Source organism: Methylobrevis pamukkalensis, assembly GCF_001720135.1.
GTDB lineage: Bacteria > Pseudomonadota > Alphaproteobacteria > Rhizobiales > Pleomorphomonadaceae > Methylobrevis > Methylobrevis pamukkalensis.
Window position 1 is genome coordinate 1 of record NZ_MCRJ01000034.1, and the last position, 17127, is coordinate 17127.

At 70.2% G+C, this 17127-nt stretch carries 13 protein-coding genes and 3 pseudogenes; 8 read left to right on the forward strand and 8 right to left on the reverse strand.

What is annotated here, in order from left to right; translation table 11 throughout:
* The first annotated feature begins 131 nt into the window (after window positions 1-131).
* Both A6302_RS07570 and A6302_RS07575 read left to right on the forward strand, forming a co-directional pair.
* On the forward strand, window positions 132-1067 hold the full coding sequence (locus tag A6302_RS07570; protein ID WP_069306532.1) for an ArgK/MeaB family GTPase: 936 nt from the start codon (window positions 132-134) through the stop codon (window positions 1065-1067).
* 375 nt (window positions 1068-1442) lie between these two features.
* Window positions 1443-1709 carry a hypothetical protein gene (locus tag A6302_RS07575; RefSeq protein WP_069306533.1) on the forward strand — a complete coding sequence of 89 codons (267 nt, stop codon included), beginning with the start codon at window positions 1443-1445 and terminating at the stop codon, window positions 1707-1709.
* Between the two features lie 40 nt (window positions 1710-1749).
* Here the strand turns inward: A6302_RS07575 and A6302_RS07580 are convergent.
* A pseudogene (locus A6302_RS07580) lies at window positions 1750-2987 on the reverse strand (MFS transporter).
* 161 nt (window positions 2988-3148) lie between these two features.
* On the reverse strand, window positions 3149-4393 hold the full coding sequence (locus tag A6302_RS07585) for a cell wall hydrolase (RefSeq protein ID WP_169833531.1): 1245 nt from the start codon (window positions 4391-4393) through the stop codon (window positions 3149-3151).
* A gap of 282 nt (window positions 4394-4675) precedes the next feature.
* On the opposite strand from A6302_RS07585, the gene acuI reads away from it, so the two are divergent.
* Window positions 4676-5665, forward strand: a complete 990-nt coding sequence (gene acuI, locus A6302_RS07590) for an acrylyl-CoA reductase (NADPH) (RefSeq protein WP_069306535.1) — start codon at window positions 4676-4678, stop codon at window positions 5663-5665.
* A 44-nt stretch (window positions 5666-5709) separates the two neighbouring features.
* On the opposite strand, the pseudogene A6302_RS07595 reads toward acuI, so the two are convergent.
* The 4 genes and pseudogenes from A6302_RS07595 to ygfZ form a co-directional block, all read right to left on the reverse strand.
* Window positions 5710-8444: pseudogene (locus tag A6302_RS07595) on the reverse strand (DUF2339 domain-containing protein).
* Window positions 8445-8451: 7 nt separating this feature from the next.
* Window positions 8452-8973, reverse strand: coding sequence for a tyrosine phosphatase family protein (locus A6302_RS07605; protein ID WP_069306538.1), 522 nt, complete (start codon window positions 8971-8973; stop codon window positions 8452-8454).
* A gap of 430 nt (window positions 8974-9403) precedes the next feature.
* Window positions 9404-10024, reverse strand: a complete 621-nt coding sequence (locus A6302_RS07610) for an HD domain-containing protein (RefSeq protein ID WP_069306539.1) — start codon at window positions 10022-10024, stop codon at window positions 9404-9406.
* Window positions 10025-10029: 5 nt separating this feature from the next.
* A pseudogene (gene ygfZ, locus A6302_RS21185) lies at window positions 10030-10880 on the reverse strand (CAF17-like 4Fe-4S cluster assembly/insertion protein YgfZ).
* Window positions 10881-11074: 194 nt separating this feature from the next.
* Between ygfZ and A6302_RS07615 the strand changes: the two are divergent.
* The 5 genes from A6302_RS07615 (at window position 11075) to A6302_RS07630 (ending at window position 15803) form a co-directional block, all read left to right on the forward strand.
* Window positions 11075-12409: a dihydroorotase gene (locus A6302_RS07615; RefSeq protein ID WP_069306540.1), complete on the forward strand. Its 1335-nt coding sequence runs from the start codon at window positions 11075-11077 to the stop codon at window positions 12407-12409.
* A 394-nt stretch (window positions 12410-12803) separates the two neighbouring features.
* Complete coding sequence (locus tag A6302_RS07620) at window positions 12804-13361, forward strand: LemA family protein (protein ID WP_069306541.1); 558 nt, start codon at window positions 12804-12806, stop codon at window positions 13359-13361.
* Window positions 13362-13372: 11 nt separating this feature from the next.
* Window positions 13373-14917 (forward strand): DUF2207 domain-containing protein, encoded by a 1545-nt coding sequence (locus A6302_RS07625; RefSeq protein WP_245293976.1) that lies wholly within the window; start codon window positions 13373-13375, stop codon window positions 14915-14917.
* Window positions 14917-15306, forward strand: a complete 390-nt coding sequence (locus A6302_RS24315) for a DUF2207 family protein (protein WP_245293977.1) — start codon at window positions 14917-14919, stop codon at window positions 15304-15306. Before A6302_RS07625 ends, A6302_RS24315 begins: the two co-directional genes overlap by 1 nt.
* 146 nt (window positions 15307-15452) lie before the next feature.
* Entirely contained in the window at window positions 15453-15803 is a 351-nt protein-coding gene (locus A6302_RS07630; RefSeq protein ID WP_069306542.1) for a DMT family protein, read from the forward strand.
* Window positions 15804-15819: 16 nt separating this feature from the next.
* On the opposite strand, the gene A6302_RS07635 is transcribed toward A6302_RS07630, so the two are convergent.
* Together A6302_RS07635 and A6302_RS07640 are read right to left on the reverse strand one after the other, a co-directional pair.
* On the reverse strand, window positions 15820-16524 hold the full coding sequence (locus tag A6302_RS07635) for a hypothetical protein (RefSeq protein WP_069306543.1): 705 nt from the start codon (window positions 16522-16524) through the stop codon (window positions 15820-15822).
* 301 nt (window positions 16525-16825) lie between these two features.
* Window positions 16826-17095: a hypothetical protein gene (locus A6302_RS07640; protein WP_069306544.1), complete on the reverse strand. Its 270-nt coding sequence runs from the start codon at window positions 17093-17095 to the stop codon at window positions 16826-16828.
* Window positions 17096-17127 lie beyond the last annotated feature (32 nt).

Genomic DNA, 17127 nt, shown 5'->3' on the forward strand with positions numbered 1-17127 from the left:
TGCGTCTCTCCCCGATGGTGCCCGCATGTGGGTACCGACGCCTCTCCGGCATGCGGCAATGAGAAGGGTAGCGGAGACATCGGCTTCGCACTATCCAGCAGATGACCCCTCCAGCCTGTGCGCGCCTGCCGATGACCGAACTCGTCCCCCTCGACCTTCCCACCCTGCGCGCCGGCGGCAAGCCGGCGGTGGCGCGGGCGCTTGGGGCCATCGAGGCGCGGGGCGGGCTGGCGCGGCTGGCAGAGCTGCTGGACACGGCGGCGACGACGGGCGAGGGGCATGTGCTTGGCCTCACCGGGCCGCCGGGCGTCGGCAAGTCGACGCTGACCAATGTGCTGGTGTCGGAGATCCGCGGCGCGGGCGAGAGCCTCGGCATCCTCGCCGTCGATCCGTCGTCGCGCCTGTCCGGCGGGGCGCTGCTCGGCGACCGCACCCGCTTCAAGACCGATCCGGCCGATCGCGACCTGTTCGTGCGCTCGATGGCGGCGCGCGACCGGCTCGGCGGCCTGTCGGACCACGCCATCGCGGTGGCCGTGCTGTTTTCCGCCGTCTACGACCGGGTGATCGTGGAATCGGTCGGCATCGGCCAGTCGGAATCCGACGTCGCCATGGTTGCCGACACGGTGCTGCTCTGCATCCAGCCCGGCTCCGGCGACAGCCTGCAGTTCATGAAGGCCGGCGTGATGGAACTGCCCGACATCGTGGTGGTGACCAAGGCCGACATGGGCGCCCCGGCGCGGCGGGCGGCGGCGGACGTGGCCGGCGCGCTCGGCCTCGGCGTGCGGCGCACCGAGGGCTGGACGCCGCCGGTGGTGATGGTGTCGTCCACCGCCCGCAGCGGTTTTGACGAGTTGTCGGCGGCGGTCGCCGACCATCGCGCGTTTCTTGGCCAGGCCGACCGGGGAGAGGCCCGCCGGCGCCGCCACCGTCAGTGGGTGGCGGATGCGATCCGCGTCGGCTTCGGCCGCCATGGTCTGTCGCGCGTCGACGTCGAGGCGGCGCTTGCCGCGTCGGGCGGCCCCTTTTCGGCGATCCGCGATCTCTCCGAACGCCTCGCCGACTCCTGATCCTCCTTGAACGACTTGCCCGATATTGACCGATTTCGTGGCTTCTTGCGGCAAATGACGCTGCGTCAGCGCAGGCGCGGGCAAGACTGACGCTCCCCTGACGGTGCCTGCCGTAGACCCTTCCTCGTGGCGCCGAAGCGTCGGGGACGGACGGGGGAAGGCCTGTTTCATCTCCCGACGTGGATTTTGCGGCTTTGCGGAGAAAAATTCGCGAAATCCGGCGCCACGTTGAAACAAAACCGCCGCTTCTGGCGTCCTAGTCCTCAGAGACGGGCGCTGCAGGCATGCGGCGCCGGCTGGACTGGAGAAACGACGCTGTTCAGCAGCGGTTCACCTTCCGGCGGTGAAGATCAACGAAAATCGGGAGCAGTCACCATGAGCAGTTCTTGCCTGACGGGAAGCCGCAAGATCATCGCCACCGGGCTTGCGATCACGTCGATGATCGTCGTCGGTCTCGCCAACCTCGAGATGTCGTCGGACAGCGCCGGCGCCGGCTCCACCGTCGCCGCCACCAAGGCGGACGCGAGCCTGGCCACCGTGTCGTCGGGCGAGGCCTACGGTCACGCCGACACCGCGGAGGAAGCCTCCGCCGCGCCGTTTCAGGGCCCCCAGAACATCCGCGTCATTCTCGCGCTGAAGTAAGAACTCGCGCTGGGTCAAGGGCTCGCGCGCGATCCGGGCATCAGGCCGGGTCCGTGATCCGCGTCACCGGCCGCTCCACGATCGGCAGGTGGACGAAGCCGGCCGCCAGCGCCAGCAGCACGCCCAGCCCCCACACGATGTCGTAGCTTCCCGTGGCATCATAGACCTTGCCACCCAGCCAGACGCCGATGAAGGCACCGATCTGGTGGGAGAGGAACACGAATCCGAACAGCGTCGCCATGTAGCGCGTGCCGAACATCAGGCCCACGAGGGCTTGGGTGGGCGGCACGGTGGAGAGCCACAGCAATCCGGCGGCGGCCGAGAACAGGCCGACGCTCCAGGGCGTGACGGGCGCGAGGGCGAACAGGCCGTAGGCGATCGCCCGGCCGAAGTAGATCGTCGAAAGCACCCAGCGCTTCGGATAGATGCCGGAGAGATAGCCGGCCCCCAGCGAGCCGACGATGTTGAACGCGCCGATCAGGCCGATCGCCAGCGCGCCCCAGAGCGGATCCAGCCCCTTGTCGACCACATAGGGCGGCAGATGCGTCGTCACGAAGGCGACGTGGAAGCCGCAGACGAAAAAGCCGGCGGTGAGCAGGAGGTAGCTCCTGTGGCCGAAGGCCTCGCCGAGCGCCTGCCGGATCGACTGGTCGCGGATCGGGCCGCCGGGCGCGGGCACCTTCGGCTGGCCGCGCAGCGGAATGGCGAGCAGCGGCACGGCGAACAGGCCGATGCCGATCAAGAGCAGCGCGGTCTCGAAGCCGTAGTTGTCGAGCAGCGAGATGCCGATCGGGGCAAACAGCAGCTGGCCGAGCGAGCCTGCCGCGGTGCCGAGGCCGTAGCTCATGGTGCGCAGGTGCTCGGGCAGCAGCCGGGCGAAGGCGGCCAGCACCAGGAACATCGCCGAGCCGGCGATGCCGAGACCGATCATCACGCCGGCGGTGAACTGCAGGGCCACCGGGTCGGTGGTCTTGGCCATCAGCACGAGGCCGAGGCCATAGAGCGCCGCGCCCCCCGTCAGCACCTTCCACGTCCCGAACCGGTCGCAATCATGCCGACGAAGGGCTGGCCGATGCCCCACATCAGGTTCTGCAGGGCAATGGCGAGCGCGAACACCTCCCGGCTCCAGCCGTTGGCCGCGGTCATCGGCGTGAGGAAGAAGCCCATGGTCGCGCGCGGACCGAAGGTCAGCACGGCGATCAGGCAGCCGCAGAACAGGATCACCGGGACGCTCGCGCCCGATGCAGGAGAAGACGGACGGGCAGGGGGTGTGGTCATCGGGCGGGGATCTCGCGAGAGCGTCGCCCCGGCACACCTGCCGGGGCTCCGGCGAGACTACGCCGGGCGCTCCCGCGCCGGAAATGAATGTTGCGCATGGATCCGATCGATCCGGCGCATGGGACGCGGTGCGCTGAGGGCGCCGCCCGGCGCCGCTCCGCTCAGCTCCAGCCGCCGTAGATCGTCTGGTAGAACACGTGCTTGCCGATCTGCGCCTGCTTGTGGAACACGCCGGCCCAGTTCGGGCGCACGTAGGTCGCGTGATAGTGGGTGGCCGTGCCGACGCTGTCGAACCAGACCCGGCCGGTCGAGACGTCATCGGCGACCTTTTCGGCCAGCTTCCACGCCTTGCGCGACCACACGATGTCCTTGACCCGGTCGCAGGCAAAGGAGAACTGGCAGCGGTTGTAGAGATGGCGGTTCTGGTAGACGACGCCGCAGATGGTGGCGGGATAGGCCGGATTGCGCACCCGGTTCAGCACCACCTGCGCCACGGCGACCTGGCCGTCGTAGGATTCGCCGCGTGCTTCGAAATAGACCGCTTCCGTGAGGCACTTCTGTTCGGCGGCCGCAAAGATCGAGGTCGGCAGCGGGATCTTCGCCCACCAGTGCTCGCCCGGCTTGACGACGAGTTCCGGAACGTCCGGCTTGTCCTTCGGGGTCGAGAACAGCGCGTCGAAGGCATCCTGCGAAACGACGGAGGCGTCGGGCGCATAGGCGACGGCCATCGCTTCGGCCGCGGCGCCAACGCCCCAGGGGGCGACGTTGCGGCGCGGATAGCCGGAGGCGACCAGCATCGTCGTGTCCGGCCGGCTGACCGGCAGGGGCAGCGGCTCCAGGCTGGCGACCGCCGTCAGGGCGGGGCGCGGTTCGATGAAGCGGGCCACCGCCAGCGCCGAGAGCGGCAGCGAGGCCCCGGCAAAGGCGACCTGCAGGCCGATCTCCGACGCCGGGGCGGCGAAGCTGCCGTGTTCCTCGTAGACCGAGCCGGCCGAGAAGCCCTTCGGCGTCGCCGGTGTCGTGATCGACATCGGCAGGTCGCCCTTGAGCGTGCGGTCGATCCGGTCCTCGTCGGGGATTTCGGCGGCGGCGTTGATCGAACCGGTGATGATCGGGTCGACGTCGCCGATGGTCACGTCGACACCGACGCCGTCGGGTGCGCGCGACACCACGGCGATGGTGCCGGTTGCCTCCTCCATCATGCCGGAGGCGACATGGACCGAGCCGCCGGCCGTGGCCGTCAGGGTCATCGTCCAGCGGGTTTCCGGGTCGAGGTCGCGGGTCAGCAGGCTTGCTGCATCCTGATAGGCGATCTTCGTCGGCACCAGCGCGGACGCGCAGGCGCCGGCGAGAAGGACGGCACCGAGACGGCCCGCCGTGCGGGCCCAGGCGAAATTGCGACGCATCACTCGTCCTGCTCCGAACTCTCCGCCCGGCCGGAAGGCCATGGCGCCACGCCCCCCGCGGGACGACAGGCAGTGACGGCGCCAGGAGGCGCGCGTTCCGGACCGGTTTCGATGCCGGACCTGCCGATGCGGGATGCGTGGAAGTATGGAGTGGTTAACCTTGCGAAGCGGTTAATCCGGCGAAACGGGAGGCGCCCTGCATCGTCCTCGACAGCCGGGATTGGCGAGGGCGGCGCCCGCCGTGCTAAGCCGAAGGACCAACAGGATCGAGGGAGACCCGCGATGGAGCAGTTCAAGGCCATTCTCGTCGAGCGCGACGCCGAAAAGCGGCAGTCGCTCCGTGTCGCGGATCTCACCGAGGCCGATCTCATGGAGGGGGATGTCGTCGTCCGCGTTGCCCACTCCACCGTCAACTACAAGGACGGGCTCGCCATCACCGGCAAGCTGCCGGTGGTGCGCCGCTGGCCGATGATCCCGGGCATCGACCTGGCCGGCACCGTCGTCTCCTCGCAGGATCCGGAGTTTTCTCCCGGCGACGAGGTGGTGCTGAACGGCTGGGGCGTCGGCGAGGTGCATTACGGCGCCTATGCCGGGCTTGCCCGGGTCAAGGGCGACTGGCTGATCCACAAGCCCGAGGGCCTGTCCGGCGCCGACTGCATGGCGGTCGGCACGGCCGGCTACACCGCGATGCTCTGCGTGCTGGCGCTGGAAAGGCACGGCCTGACGCCGGCGATGGGGCCGGTGGTCGTGTCCGGTGCCAATGGCGGCGTCGGCACCGTCGCCATCACGCTGCTGGCCCGGCTCGGCTGGCATGTGATCGCCGTCACGGGCCGCACCAGTGAGGCGGAGTTCCTCGCCTCCCTCGGCGCGGCCGAGGTGCTGGACCGGGCGGAGCTCTCCGGCGAGCCGAAGCTGCTCGGCAAGGAGCGCTGGATCGCTGGCGTCGACACCGTCGGCTCGAAGGTGCTCGCCAACATGCTGGCGATGACGACCGGGGAGGGCGCGGTCGCCGCCTGCGGCAACGCCATGGGCATGGACCTGACGACGTCGGTCGCGCCCTTCATCCTGCGCGGCGTGTCGCTGCTCGGGATCAACTCCGTCACGGTGCCGCGCGACAGGCGCGTTGCCGCCTGGGCACGGCTTGCCGCCGATCTCGACCGCGACAAGCTCGCCGCCCTCACCACCCGCATCGGCTTCGACGAGATCGTGCAGACGGCCACCGACATCGTCGAGGGCAAGGTGCGCGGCCGGGTGGTGGTCGACATCGGCTGACGCAATGACGACCTGATTCAGGGATGGGCTGACGCGGAACCGCGTCAGCCGTCCGGGGCCTCGCGCCGCCGCAGCATCGGGCCGAGCAGCCGCTGGTAGGCAAGGCCGATCAGGATCAGCACGGCGCCGAGCCCGAGATAGGACAGCGCCCGCCAGACGCCGGTGAGGCCCGCGGTGTCGATCAGGAACACCTTGACGACGACGGCAAGGATGACGGCAGCCGCGACCCGGCGCAGCGTGACCGACGATCCGACCACGCCGAGGACCAGCAGGCCGACGCCGGCGACGAGCCACACCGCCGAATAGACGTAGAGCTCCGCCTCGCCGATGTCGCCGGACGCCATGTCCGGCCGGTGGAAGCCGTGGCGGACGGCGAGCGTCAGCCACGTGGCGGCAAGAAGCCCCGCACCCCAGCCGCAGAGCCGGACATACCAGCGCGGCCGGCCGGCAACGCGCGCAAGCTGCCCGGTGACGGCCATCAGCAGCGCCGGGCCGAGATAGGCAAAGGCGAGGACGTTGATGACCGGCAGGCCGCCGATCGGCTCGCCGCTGACCATCGGGTTGGCGATGACGAGCAGCTGCACGGCGCCGGCCAGCCCGAGAAGGCCGAGCAGGGGGCTCGCCCGGCCGAACACGGGGCCGCCGCGCAGGGCCGCCAGCCGGTTGGCGCCGAGCGAGACGGCGAGGAAGGTCATCGTGTGCAGCGCGGCTTCGAGAAGGCCGGAGACCGGCGCCTCGAGCCGTCCGCCGGCCATGGCATGGTGGATGACGAGGATCAGCGTCAGCGTGCCGAGCGTCAGGCTCGCCGCCTCCAGCACATGTACCACCAGCGCCGGCCCGCGGCGGGCGAACACCAGGCTGGCGCCGAAAAAGGCAAGCGCCGGAAGGCCGTAGCCCCACAGCAGCCAGTTGAACACCGGGGTTGCCCCCGGGTCGCCACCGGCCACGCCCGGATCCCAGACCAGCCGGGCCGCCACGATGAGCGCAAGCACGATCGCGGTCCAGCGCAGGGCCGGCAACGGTCGGCGCGCGTCGACCATGGCGAGCGCCGGCACGATCAGGGCGAGGGTGACGGTGAGGACGCCGCGCTCGAACAGGATGGCGAAGGCCAGCGCCAGCGCCGCCACGGCAGACACTGCATAGGCCGCGATGGCACCATCGGCGCCGAAATCCGTGTCGTCGAGGCGCCGGATCAGGCTTTCGGCAAGGCCGGCGAGGACGAAGCCGAGGCCGAGGGCGAGGACGCCGAAGGTGCTGCTCGGTCCGAATTCGGCAACCCGCAGCCACGTCACGCACAGGAGCACGAGCGGCGTGACCGCCCCGGCAAGGCCAAGCGGCGCGCGGGCCGTGCCCCGCAGCACGGCGACGAAGCCGATGACACCGACGGCAACGCCGAAGGCGGCGGCCGAGCCGATCAGGCCGGAGGTCGTCTCCAGTGCCAGAAGATCGGTCAGCGAGGGCGCAGCCTGGCCGCCGGTCACAGGATCGCCGACCAGCACGGCGCCCGGCACGTCCCAGCCGAGATGACCGAGGCCGAGCATCGCCGGCACGGCCAAGGCAAGATGGCGCAGCGGCGGCCAGCGCCAGGCGACGCCGGCAAAGCCCGCCGCGAGCGCCGCGAGCAGGGCAAGGCCGGTCCCGCCATGGCCGAACACGGCCAGATGCAGCAGCGCCGGCAGGGTGAACAGGGCGAGCAGCCCGGCGCCGCGGAGGTCGCGTCCCTCGGGCGGCAGGTTCGGCGCCGCCTCGTGGGTCGCGGCGGCGAAGGCAGCGGTGGCCAGCAGGAAGGCGGCAACCGTGAACAGCGCCGTGATCGCCGGGTCGAGCCCGTCCCCCCGTCCGCCGAGGATCATCAGCAGCGCCCAGCCGACCGAGCCGGTGACCGCGATCACGGCGAGCCACAGCCAGCCGCGCATCCGGGCAAGGCCTAGGCTGGCGGCGGTGAGCACGGCGAGATAGAGCGCCAGCGGCGCCAGCGCCGGAGCGTCGGAGGCAACGAGAAACGGCGTCGCATAGCCGGCGGCGAGCCCGAGCCCGGCCAGCGCCGGCCCGTGCAGCAGCGCCAGCGCCAGCGTGGCGAGCGCCACCACGGCCAGCGCCACGAAGGCGGCGGCGTTTCCGAGGAAACCGTAGAGCGCATAGGCCGAGAACACGGCGGCAAAGGCGGTGGCGGTGCCGGCGGCGGTCAGCACGCCGGGAATATAGGCGCTGCGGCCCTCGGCCGGCACCGGACGGCGGCGCAACCACTCGCCGGCGCCAAGCAGGGCTGCGGCCAGCAGCAGGCCGCAGGCGATCCGCGCCGCGGCCCGAGCAGCCCCGCCTCGATCGAATAGCGCACGAGGAACACGCCGCCGAGCGCCAGCGCGATGCCGCCGACCCAGACCGCCCAGCGGCTGCCGATCGCCTCCTCGAGGTCGCGGGGGGCACGAGGCCTTTCCGCGAGCGCGGCCTGCGGCGGAACATCAGGTGTCGGCGCATCAGGCTCGGACGCGTCCGGCGCCGGGAGGCCGGAGGCCGGGGGGGCGGTCGTCGGGGCTTTGCCCTTCGCCGTCTCGAAGCCTGCGGCATCCGCCTGCCGCGCCGCCTCGTCGACCGGGTCGTCCGCCGTGTCGGCCCTCGGCAGGCCGGACGCGCGGGCCTCGAGCACGGCGATCCTGTCACGCAGCGCCGTCACCTCGCGGGCAAGTCCCCGGCTCTTCACGAAGGCGGCGATGCCGAGCAGCGATCCGCCGAGGATCGCCAGCATGACAAGGACGAGAAGAGCCGCGAGGCTGTCCATCCGGGCCTCAGCGACCCGTGGCGATGGCAAAGGGCAGTTCGAAGGGCGTGCCCTCGTAGGCGTCGGCGCCGCGGCCGATGGCGGCAATCGCCCGACTCATCCGTCCGCCCCGGCCGAGCACCTCGTCGGCGATGTCGACCAGCCGCTGGTTCGGGGTGGCCGACGGCGCGCGGCGGCGCAACTCCTGCGCCAGTTCCTCCTCGTCGCGGCCGGGCTCCAGAGCCGCCACGGCAATGTAGGCGGCCGCCGTCGACCGGCTGATGCCGGCAAAGCAGTGGACCACCAGCGGGCCGGAGCGCGCCCAGTCGTCGAGATACTCCAGATAGGTCGCCACATGGGCGTGGCCGGGCGGGGTCATGCCGTGGGTCGGCGCCACGATGTCGTTCATGGCGAGGAACAGGTGCCCGGCGGAGTCGAACCCGGCCGGCAGGCGCATCGGCGTGCCGGCATTGACCAGCGACACGATATGCCGGGCCTGCGTGCGGCGGGCGGTTTCTTCAAGTCGGGCAAGCGAGCAGACGTGGATCATGGGACGCAATTCCGGTGGGTGGCGCGACAGACCGCCCCGATCCGGGCGATTTGACGGCGGGAAACACTGTAGCGGCAGACGAGGAGGCTGGACATCGATCAACCTGTCACGCTGTCGAGGTCACAGGCTGTCCGGCGCGATCAGGGTGGCTCCCAAATGGGAGGCGACGACTTTCGGTGAGGATTTCGACCATCAGACAGCGCCCCGGTGGCTTTCCCCTCGTCCTTCGAGACGGTCGCTGCGCGCCCTCCTCAGGATGAGGGGAGAGGGCAACGCTTCGATAAAAAAAGCAGATTCACCAAGGCCTCATCCTGAGGAGGCCCGCAAGGGCCGTCTCGAAGGACGAGGCTGGGCGCGCCGCGCACAGTGCCTGGACGTCAGCAGGGTTCACGGCGAAGTCCCGACGATCCGCGCATCCGCAAGGACACCCTCACCCGCTTCCCTCGATCTCCCGGAACCGCGACAGAAACGCCGCCTGCGCCTGCGTCGCCGGCCTGGCCGAAAGACCGAGGCGCGGGCCATCTGCGGCGGGGGTGCCGAAGCCGAGGGGCAGGCCGAACAGGCGCTTGGCTTCCGGGCGGGCGAAACCGGCAAGCTCCACCGCCTCGAAATAGGCGGCGATGCCGTCGGCCTTCTTGGTCAGCTTCTTCAACGCGGCGGGCATCGTCTCCGGCAGGCCGAAGCGCAGGTGGACCGCGCCCTGCAGCCGGGCCTCGATCGCCTTGTAGTTGCCGCCGATCACCGCCTTGAACGGCGAGATCATGTCGCCGATCACATATTCCGGGGCGTCGTGCAGCAGCACGCAGAGCCGGGCGCTGGCGTCGAGGCCGGGTTCGAGCGCACAGGCGATCTCTTCCACCAGCACCGAATGTTCGGCGACCGAATAGGCGTGGTCGCCGACCGTCTGGCCGTTCCAGCGCGCGACGCGGGCAAGGCCGTGGGCGATGTCCTCGATCTCGATGTCGAGCGGCGAGGGATCGATCAGGTCGAGCCGGCGGCCGGACAGCATGCGCTGCCACGCGCGGGGCAGGGCGGACGGGCGGTCGGCCATGGCGCCTACTCCGTCTCGGCGGCCGTGGGCCAGCCATAGGCCGCCCAGTCCGGCAGCGCGAGCCGCACCGGCACGTCGCCGGCCAGCAGCGCGGCGGCGCCGGCCGCACGGTCGAGGCGCAGGATGGCAAGACCGTCGTGGCCGGCGACGGAGCCGAGCAGGCCGGCCGGGCGGCCGTCGGCGGTGATCGTCGTGCCGGTGGCGGAAGGTCGGTGTCGGCGGTGACCAGCACCGGGCGCTTGCGCGCCGTGCCGCGGTGCTGCATCCGGCTGACCACCTCCTGGCCAACGTAGCAGCCCTTCTCGAAGTCCACCCCGGCGATCTGGTCCATCGCCGCCTCGTGCGGGAAGGCGTCGCCATAGGCAAAGTCGAGGCCGCCTTCCGGGATGCCGAGCCGCGTGCGCAGGGCGTGCCAGTCGGAGGCGTCGACCGCCGCAAGGCCCGACGCCTCGGCGCGCGGCACATAGGCGCGCTGGCCAAGGCCGGCATGGCGCGGATCGGTGATGACGCGGCCGGGCAGATCGGCCGTGCCGCCGACGGATACGAGCACCGCCAGCGCCTCGCTGACGTCGGAGAGCTGCACCTTCGCGCGCAGCCGGTAGAGCGTCAGCCGCTTGAGGAGATCGGGCAGCAACGGCCGTGCCGTGTCGATCAGGAAGCCCTCGCCATCGGCGACGACGAGGAAGTCGGCGATGATCTTGCCCTGCGGGGTCAGCAGTGCGCCAAAACCCGCGCCATCGCGCAGCACGTCGTCGACATCGACGGTGAGGAGATTGTCGAGGAAGGTCTTCGCGTCGGCTCCGTCCACGCGGAGCAGGCCGCGATCGGCAAGGTCTGCGACGGGCGCATGGGTCATCGCGAAGATTCTCCGGTTCGGGAAACTGCCAAGAGAGGTAGCCCCCCGCGGCGGGTGTCACAAGGGCGCCGGTCACGAGGGTGCCCCGCGGGGCGGTGGCGAGCGGCCGGCGGGCCATCGCCTGTTCCGTCAACGCGCCGGCCGTCGTATAGGCAGGGACGAACGACACCCCTCCCGCCTTCAGGAGACACGCCATGCCCGAGACCTTCGACCTCCTGATCCGCGGCGCCACCGTCGTCAACCACGACGGCGAGGGCCTGCGCGACATTGCCGTGACGGGCGGCCGGATCGTCGCGATCGGCGACATCGATCCGGCGCGGGCCGGCGAGGTGATCGAGGCGAAGGGCCTGCACGTGCTGCCCGGCGTCGTCGACAGCCAGGTGCATTTCCGCGAGCCGGGGGCGGTCCACAAGGAGGATCTCGAATCGGGCTCGCGCGCCGCGGTGATGGGCGGCGTCACCGCCGTGTTCGAGATGCCCAACACCAGCCCGCTGACCACCAGCGCCGAACGCCTCGCCGAGAAGGTCGCCCTCGGCCGGCACCGGATGCACTGCGACTTTGCCTTCTGGGTCGGCGGCACCCGCGGCAATGTCGAGGACATTCCGGAGCTGGAGCGCCTGCCGGGCGCCGCCGGCATCAAGGTGTTCATGGGCTCGTCCACCGGCGACCTCTTGGTGGAGGACGACGCCGGCGTCGCCGCGATCCTGTCGCAGACCCGCCGCCGCGCCGCCTTCCACTCGGAGGACGAATACCGCCTGCGCGACCGGATGGACGAGCGCATTCCCGGCGATCCGTCGTCCCATCCGGTCTGGCGGGATGCCGAGGCCGCGCTGATGTGCACCCGGCGCCTTGTCGGGATTGCCCGCGACGTCGGTGCACGCATCCACGTGCTGCATATCTCCACGGCCGAGGAGATGGTGTTCCTGAAGGACCACAAGGACGTCGCCTCCTGCGAGGTGACGCCGCACCACCTGACCCTGTCGGCGGACGACTACGCCCGGCTCGGCAACCTCCTGCAGATGAACCCGCCGGTGCGGGACGCCGCCCACCGCGACGGCATCTGGCACGGGGTCGGGCAGGGCATCGCCGACGTCCTCGGCTCCGATCACGCGCCGCACACGCTGGAGGAAAAGGCCAGGCCCTATCCGGCAAGCCCCTCGGGCATGACCGGCGTGCAGACGCTGGTGCCGGTGATGCTCGACCATGTGGCGAAGGGCCGGATGTCGCTCGCCCGCTTCGTCGACATGACCAGCGCCGGCCCGGCCCGCCTGTTCGGCATGGCGCGCAAGGGCCGCATCGCCGTCGGCTATGATGCCGACCTGACGGTGGTCGACCTGAAGCGGACGGAGACGATCACCAACGGCTGGATCGCCTCGAAATGCGGCTGGACGCCCTACGACGGCCTGTCCGCCACCGGCTGGCCGGTCGGCACCTTCGTGCGCGGCCGCAAGGTGATGTGGCAGGGCGAGCTCACGACGCCCGCGCAGGGCGAGCCGGTGCTGTTCGGCGAGGCCCTGCCGCGGGGGTGAGGGCGGGGGAAGCGGGACGTGAGGGATGCGGGAGTGTGCGACCCTCCTCCCGCACCTCCGGCTTCAGGCGTTTCCCTCGATTTCCAGTCCCCCCGCATCCGTCATCCCCGCGCAGGCGGGGACCCATCGTTCCGCGGGCGGATGGGGCCGGCTGACGACGGGCGGGGCTGCGACCGCCTTCCGCTCCCGCAATGTCGACCTTGCCGAGTGCCGGGTCCCCGCCTTTGCGGGGATGGCGAAGACGGAGAGCGATGACGGATGCGGTGAGGGATGAGGCAAGAGCCAAGAGCGAAGAGCCGGGAGTCCGGATCAGACCCTCTCCCTCGCCGTCATGATCTGCTAGCACTTGTCGGCAGATACTGAAGACGTACGCCATTGCTCCGGAAACGCCGTCATGACCAGCCTGATCATTCTCGCGATCCTCGTCCTGATCGCCGTCTACCTCGTCTACCTCTACAACGCGCTGGTGAAGGCGCGGCAGATGGCGAAGGAGGGGTGGTCGGGCATCGACGTGCAGCTGAAGCGCCGGGCCGATCTCGTGCCCAACCTCGTGGAGACCGTGAAGGGCTACATGACCCACGAGCGCGAGACGCTTGAGGCGGTGACAAGGATGCGGGCGCAGGTGGGGGCGGTGCCGGCCGGCGATGTGGCGGGCCGGGCGGCGGCGGAAGGCCTGCTCGGGCAGGCGCTCGGCCGGCTGCTCGCGGTCGCCGAGAATTATCCGGACCTCAAGGCGAGCGCCAACTTCACCCAGCTGCAGGGCGAGCTCTCCACCCTCGAGAACGAGATCCAGATGTCGCGGCGCTACTACAACGGCGCGGCCCGCGAACTCAACGTGATGGTGGAATCCTTCCCCTCCAACCTCGTCGCCGGCCGCTTCGGCTTCGCGGCGATGCCCTATTTCGAGATCGAGAATGCCGCCGACCGGGCGGTGCCGAAGGTCGGCTTCTGAGGGGCCGCGTGATGATCGCCCGCCCGCTCGCGCGCCTCGCCGCCCTGATCGCATTGCTCCTCGCCCTGCTGATGGCCGCGCCGGTCCTTGCCGACGAGCGCATCCGGTCGTTTTCCTCCACCATCGAGGTGCAGGCGGACGGCGACCTTCTGGTCACCGAGCGCATCACCGTCGATGCCGAGGGCCGCAACATCCGGCGCGGCATCTTCCGAGACTTTCCGCTGACCTTCGTCGATGACGAAGGACGGCGCCGCGAGGTCGGCTTCGAGGTGCTGGACGTCGAGCGCGACGGCGCGGCCGAGCCGTGGTCCACGAACACCAGCGCGGACGGAGTGCGAATCTACATCGGCGACCGGGACCGGCTGCTGCCGCGCGGCACCTACGCCTACCGCATCCGCTACGAGACGAGCCGGCAGATCCGCCGCTTTGCCGACCATGACGAGGTCTACTGGAACGTCACCGGCAACGACTGGGCGTTCCCGGTCGATCTCGCCACCGCGACCGTGATCCTGCCGGAGGGGGCGACGCCCGAGCGCTGGACCGCCTACACCGGCCGTTTCGGCGCGCGCGGCGATGCCTGGCGCGTCGAGGCGCAGGGCCGGGAGGTGACCTTCCGCACCACCGCGCCGCTCGGCCCCGGCGAAGGGCTTACGGTTGTCGTCGCGATCCCCAAAGGCGTGATCGCGCCGCCGAGCGAGGCGCAGGAGGCCGGCTGGTTCTTCCTCGACAACCGCAACGAGATCCTCGGCGCCCTCGTCGTCCTCGTGGTGTTCGGCTACTACCTGATCGCCTGGTCGAAGGTCGGCCGCGACCCGCCGGCCCATCTGGTCATTCCGCGCTTTCACCCGCCCGCCGGCATCTCGCCGGCGCTGGCGAACTACATCCACGAGCTCGGCTTCAGCGGCAAGGGCTGGACGGCGCTGTCGGCGGCGGTGGTGTCGCTGGGGGTCAAGGGCCATCTCCGGCTGGAGGATCTGGGCGACAAGCCGGTGATCGTGCGCGTCGGCGACGATCGCCCCGCCAGCCTGCCGCCGGGCGAGCGGGCGATCCTGACCTTCCTTGACGCGGGCGGCCATGCCCGGCTGCGCCTCGACAAGGCCAATGGCCCGGAGATCGTCCGGCTCGCCTCCGCCTTCCGCAACGCGATCGAGGCCGAGAATCGCGGCCGCTATTTCGAGAACAACCGGCTCTATGCGATCATCGGCATCGCGCTCAGCGTGCTCGGCCTCGTCGGCCTGCTGGCGCTCGGGCGCTGGGGCGCCGAAAGTGTCGCGACGCTCATTCCCTTCGTCTTCTTCGGCTTCTTTGCCGCCTTAATGTCGCGGCTGGTGCTGACGATGGTGCGCGGCAGCGGCGTGGCCTCGAAGGTGCGTCTTCTGGTGATGATCTTCGTGCTCGGATATATGGTGGTCAGCGGTGTCGGCGCCTTTGCCGTGCATGCCCTGCCGATGCTCACTGCCGATCCGACGCTGCCGCTGCTGACCGGCGCGCTCGTCGGCCTCAACGTGCTGTTCTTCATCCTGCTGCGTGCGCCGACCACCACGGGCGCAAGGTGATGGCCGAGATCGAGGGGCTGAAGCTCTACATTTCCAAGGCGGAGACCGCGCGGCTCAACATGGCCGGCGCGCCGGAGATGTCGCCGCAGCATTTCGAGACGCTGCTGCCCTATGCCATTGCGCTCGGTGAGGAAAAGCCGTGGTCGCAGGCGATGCAGGCCTGGCTTGCCACCGCTGCGGCGGCCGGCGCGGCGGTGACTTATGCGCCCGGCTGGTATGGCGGTCGGTCGTTCAGCGGAGCCGGCTTCGGCAGCGCCTTCTCCGGCCTCTCCAGCACCATGTCGTCGGCCTTCCAGTCGTCGGTGCCGGCGCCGCGCTCGTCGAGCTCCGGCTTTTCCGGCGGCGGCTCGGGCGGCGGCGGTGGCGGGGGCGGCGGCGGCGGCTGGTGAGGGCAGGTTTGCGACGGGCCCTGTGCGCAGACCTGATCTCGCACCGGATCACTGGAAAGCGCGGCTCAGGTCTGCGATGAGGATCGTCGCCTGCCGGGTCCAGCCGTGGACCGGCTGCGCGTCCGACATCCTCCCGGAAGCCGTCCATGCCCGTCTTCGACTATGTCCGCCCGATCCTGCTGCTGCTCGCCTCCAACGTGTTCATGACGTTTGCCTGGTACGGCCATCTCAAGTTCGAGAACCGGCCGCTGTGGATCGTGATCCTCGTCAGCTGGGGCATCGCCTTCTTCGAATACTGCCTCGCCGTGCCGGCCAACCGCTACGGTCACGAGGTCTATTCGGCCGCCCAGCTCAAGACCATCCAGGAGGTGGTGACGCTGGTGATCTTCGCCGGCTTCTCGGTGATGTATCTGGGCGAGAAGATCACCATCAACCACGCGGTCGGCTTCGCGCTGATCTGCGCCGGCGCCTTCTTCGTGTTCAAGGGGCCGCTGTGAGACCCGCCTTCCGGCCTCACTCCGGCACCGAGAATTCCGGCATCGCGAAGGTCTTCCACGCGCCGTCGGCAGTGATTTCCACCTTGTAGAAGGTGTAGCTGCCGGTGGCGGCGATCTCGGCGAAATCCCCGGCGGTCATGACGCGGTAGACCTCGACCATCTGCTTGGTGGTCAGCCGGCTCGGCGGATAGGCCGAGAAATAGGGCCAGACATAGGTCTCCTGCGGCGTGCCGGCGTCCTGGACGATCCAGCCGGCCTCCAGCACGTCGACGAGGATCGCGAGGATCTCGATGCCGTCCTCGTCACCCGATTCGGCCTTGAGCGTGTCGATCTTGTCCTCGGCCTCCTGGCCGGCAAGCTTCGGCGCGGTCTTCGACGATTCGATCACCGGCCGCAGCGCCTCGGTGTCGCCGGTGAGGGCGGCGGCGAGGATCGCGGCGCGCATGCGGGCGACGGGCTCGGGCAGGCCGGCATGGCCGTAGTGGACCTCCGGCAGCGGGGCTGCCGGATCGACCGCCTCGGCCTCGACCGGCGAGCGGTCGAGCGGGTTGAAGCCGCCCGGCGGAAGCGAGGGGCGCTCCTCCAATTCCTCGCCGACCGGCGGCGCGGCATTGATCGGGGGCACGATGATGCGCTGGGTGGGCACCTCGGTGGCCGCATGCGCCGGCAACACCGCGCCGATGGCGAGGATCGCGAGCCAGACCGGGTATCGCAAAGTCATCACTCCAGTGCGTCCGCGCCGGCCACCCACGTCGCCACCGCGCGACGCATCAGGGTGCGGCCGGCACCTCGACCCCCTCCCTATAGGGCCGGGGGCGGGGGCTTGTCACCCTTGCGCCGTTGCCCGGCTCCATGGGCAACTCGCTGAAATGAAAGTCAAAAGAGCGCTGGAGGCGACAGCGTCGCCCGGCGTTTTTCCTGCGCTGTTGCCGCAATGCCACGACGCGCGGGCCGGAGCGGCTGTTTACCAGGCCTTGGCACCGGTCGCCGATACCGAGGACCGGTGCCGGATTATGCGGCCGTTACTGCAGCGTGCGGTCGAGCGTGTAGTCGCCGGCGGCGATCTTCGCGGGGATCTTCGAGATCATCGCCGCGACCACCGGCTCGCCGAAACAGTCGACGAGGGTCGTGAGCGCGGTGAACAGGGCCACGTGGGCGAAGGCGTCGGCCGGCACGCCGTCGGCGTCGGCTTCATCGAAGGCCTGCTCGATGTGCTGCATGGCCCGGCGCTTGAAGCGCTCGGCGTCGCACGCCTCGTGGTCGGTCTCGTGGTCCTCGCTCAGCGTCGCCATCACTCGTCCTGTCCTGTCTCACCGGGGCGAGG

Excerpts from the sequence above, each read along its gene's own strand:
- A6302_RS07630 (WP_069306542.1), top strand. The coding sequence starts at position 15,453 with ATGCCCGTCTTCGACTATGTCCGCCCGATCCTGCTGCTGCTCGCCTCC.
- A6302_RS07635 (WP_069306543.1), bottom strand. The coding sequence starts at position 16,524 with ATGACTTTGCGATACCCGGTCTGGCTCGCGATCCTCGCCATCGGCGCG.
- A6302_RS24315 (WP_245293977.1), top strand. The coding sequence starts at position 14,917 with ATGGCCGAGATCGAGGGGCTGAAGCTCTACATTTCCAAGGCGGAGACC.
- A6302_RS07640 (WP_069306544.1), bottom strand. The coding sequence starts at position 17,095 with ATGGCGACGCTGAGCGAGGACCACGAGACCGACCACGAGGCGTGCGAC.
- A6302_RS07615 (WP_069306540.1), top strand. The coding sequence starts at position 11,075 with ATGCCCGAGACCTTCGACCTCCTGATCCGCGGCGCCACCGTCGTCAAC.
- A6302_RS07575 (WP_069306533.1), top strand. The coding sequence starts at position 1,443 with ATGAGCAGTTCTTGCCTGACGGGAAGCCGCAAGATCATCGCCACCGGG.
- A6302_RS07570 (WP_069306532.1), top strand. The coding sequence starts at position 132 with ATGACCGAACTCGTCCCCCTCGACCTTCCCACCCTGCGCGCCGGCGGC.
- acuI (WP_069306535.1), top strand. The coding sequence starts at position 4,676 with ATGGAGCAGTTCAAGGCCATTCTCGTCGAGCGCGACGCCGAAAAGCGG.
- A6302_RS07620 (WP_069306541.1), top strand. The coding sequence starts at position 12,804 with ATGACCAGCCTGATCATTCTCGCGATCCTCGTCCTGATCGCCGTCTAC.
- A6302_RS07625 (WP_245293976.1), top strand. The coding sequence starts at position 13,373 with ATGATCGCCCGCCCGCTCGCGCGCCTCGCCGCCCTGATCGCATTGCTC.
- A6302_RS07605 (WP_069306538.1), bottom strand. The coding sequence starts at position 8,973 with ATGATCCACGTCTGCTCGCTTGCCCGACTTGAAGAAACCGCCCGCCGC.
- A6302_RS07585 (WP_169833531.1), bottom strand. The coding sequence starts at position 4,393 with ATGCGTCGCAATTTCGCCTGGGCCCGCACGGCGGGCCGTCTCGGTGCC.
- A6302_RS07610 (WP_069306539.1), bottom strand. The coding sequence starts at position 10,024 with ATGGCCGACCGCCCGTCCGCCCTGCCCCGCGCGTGGCAGCGCATGCTG.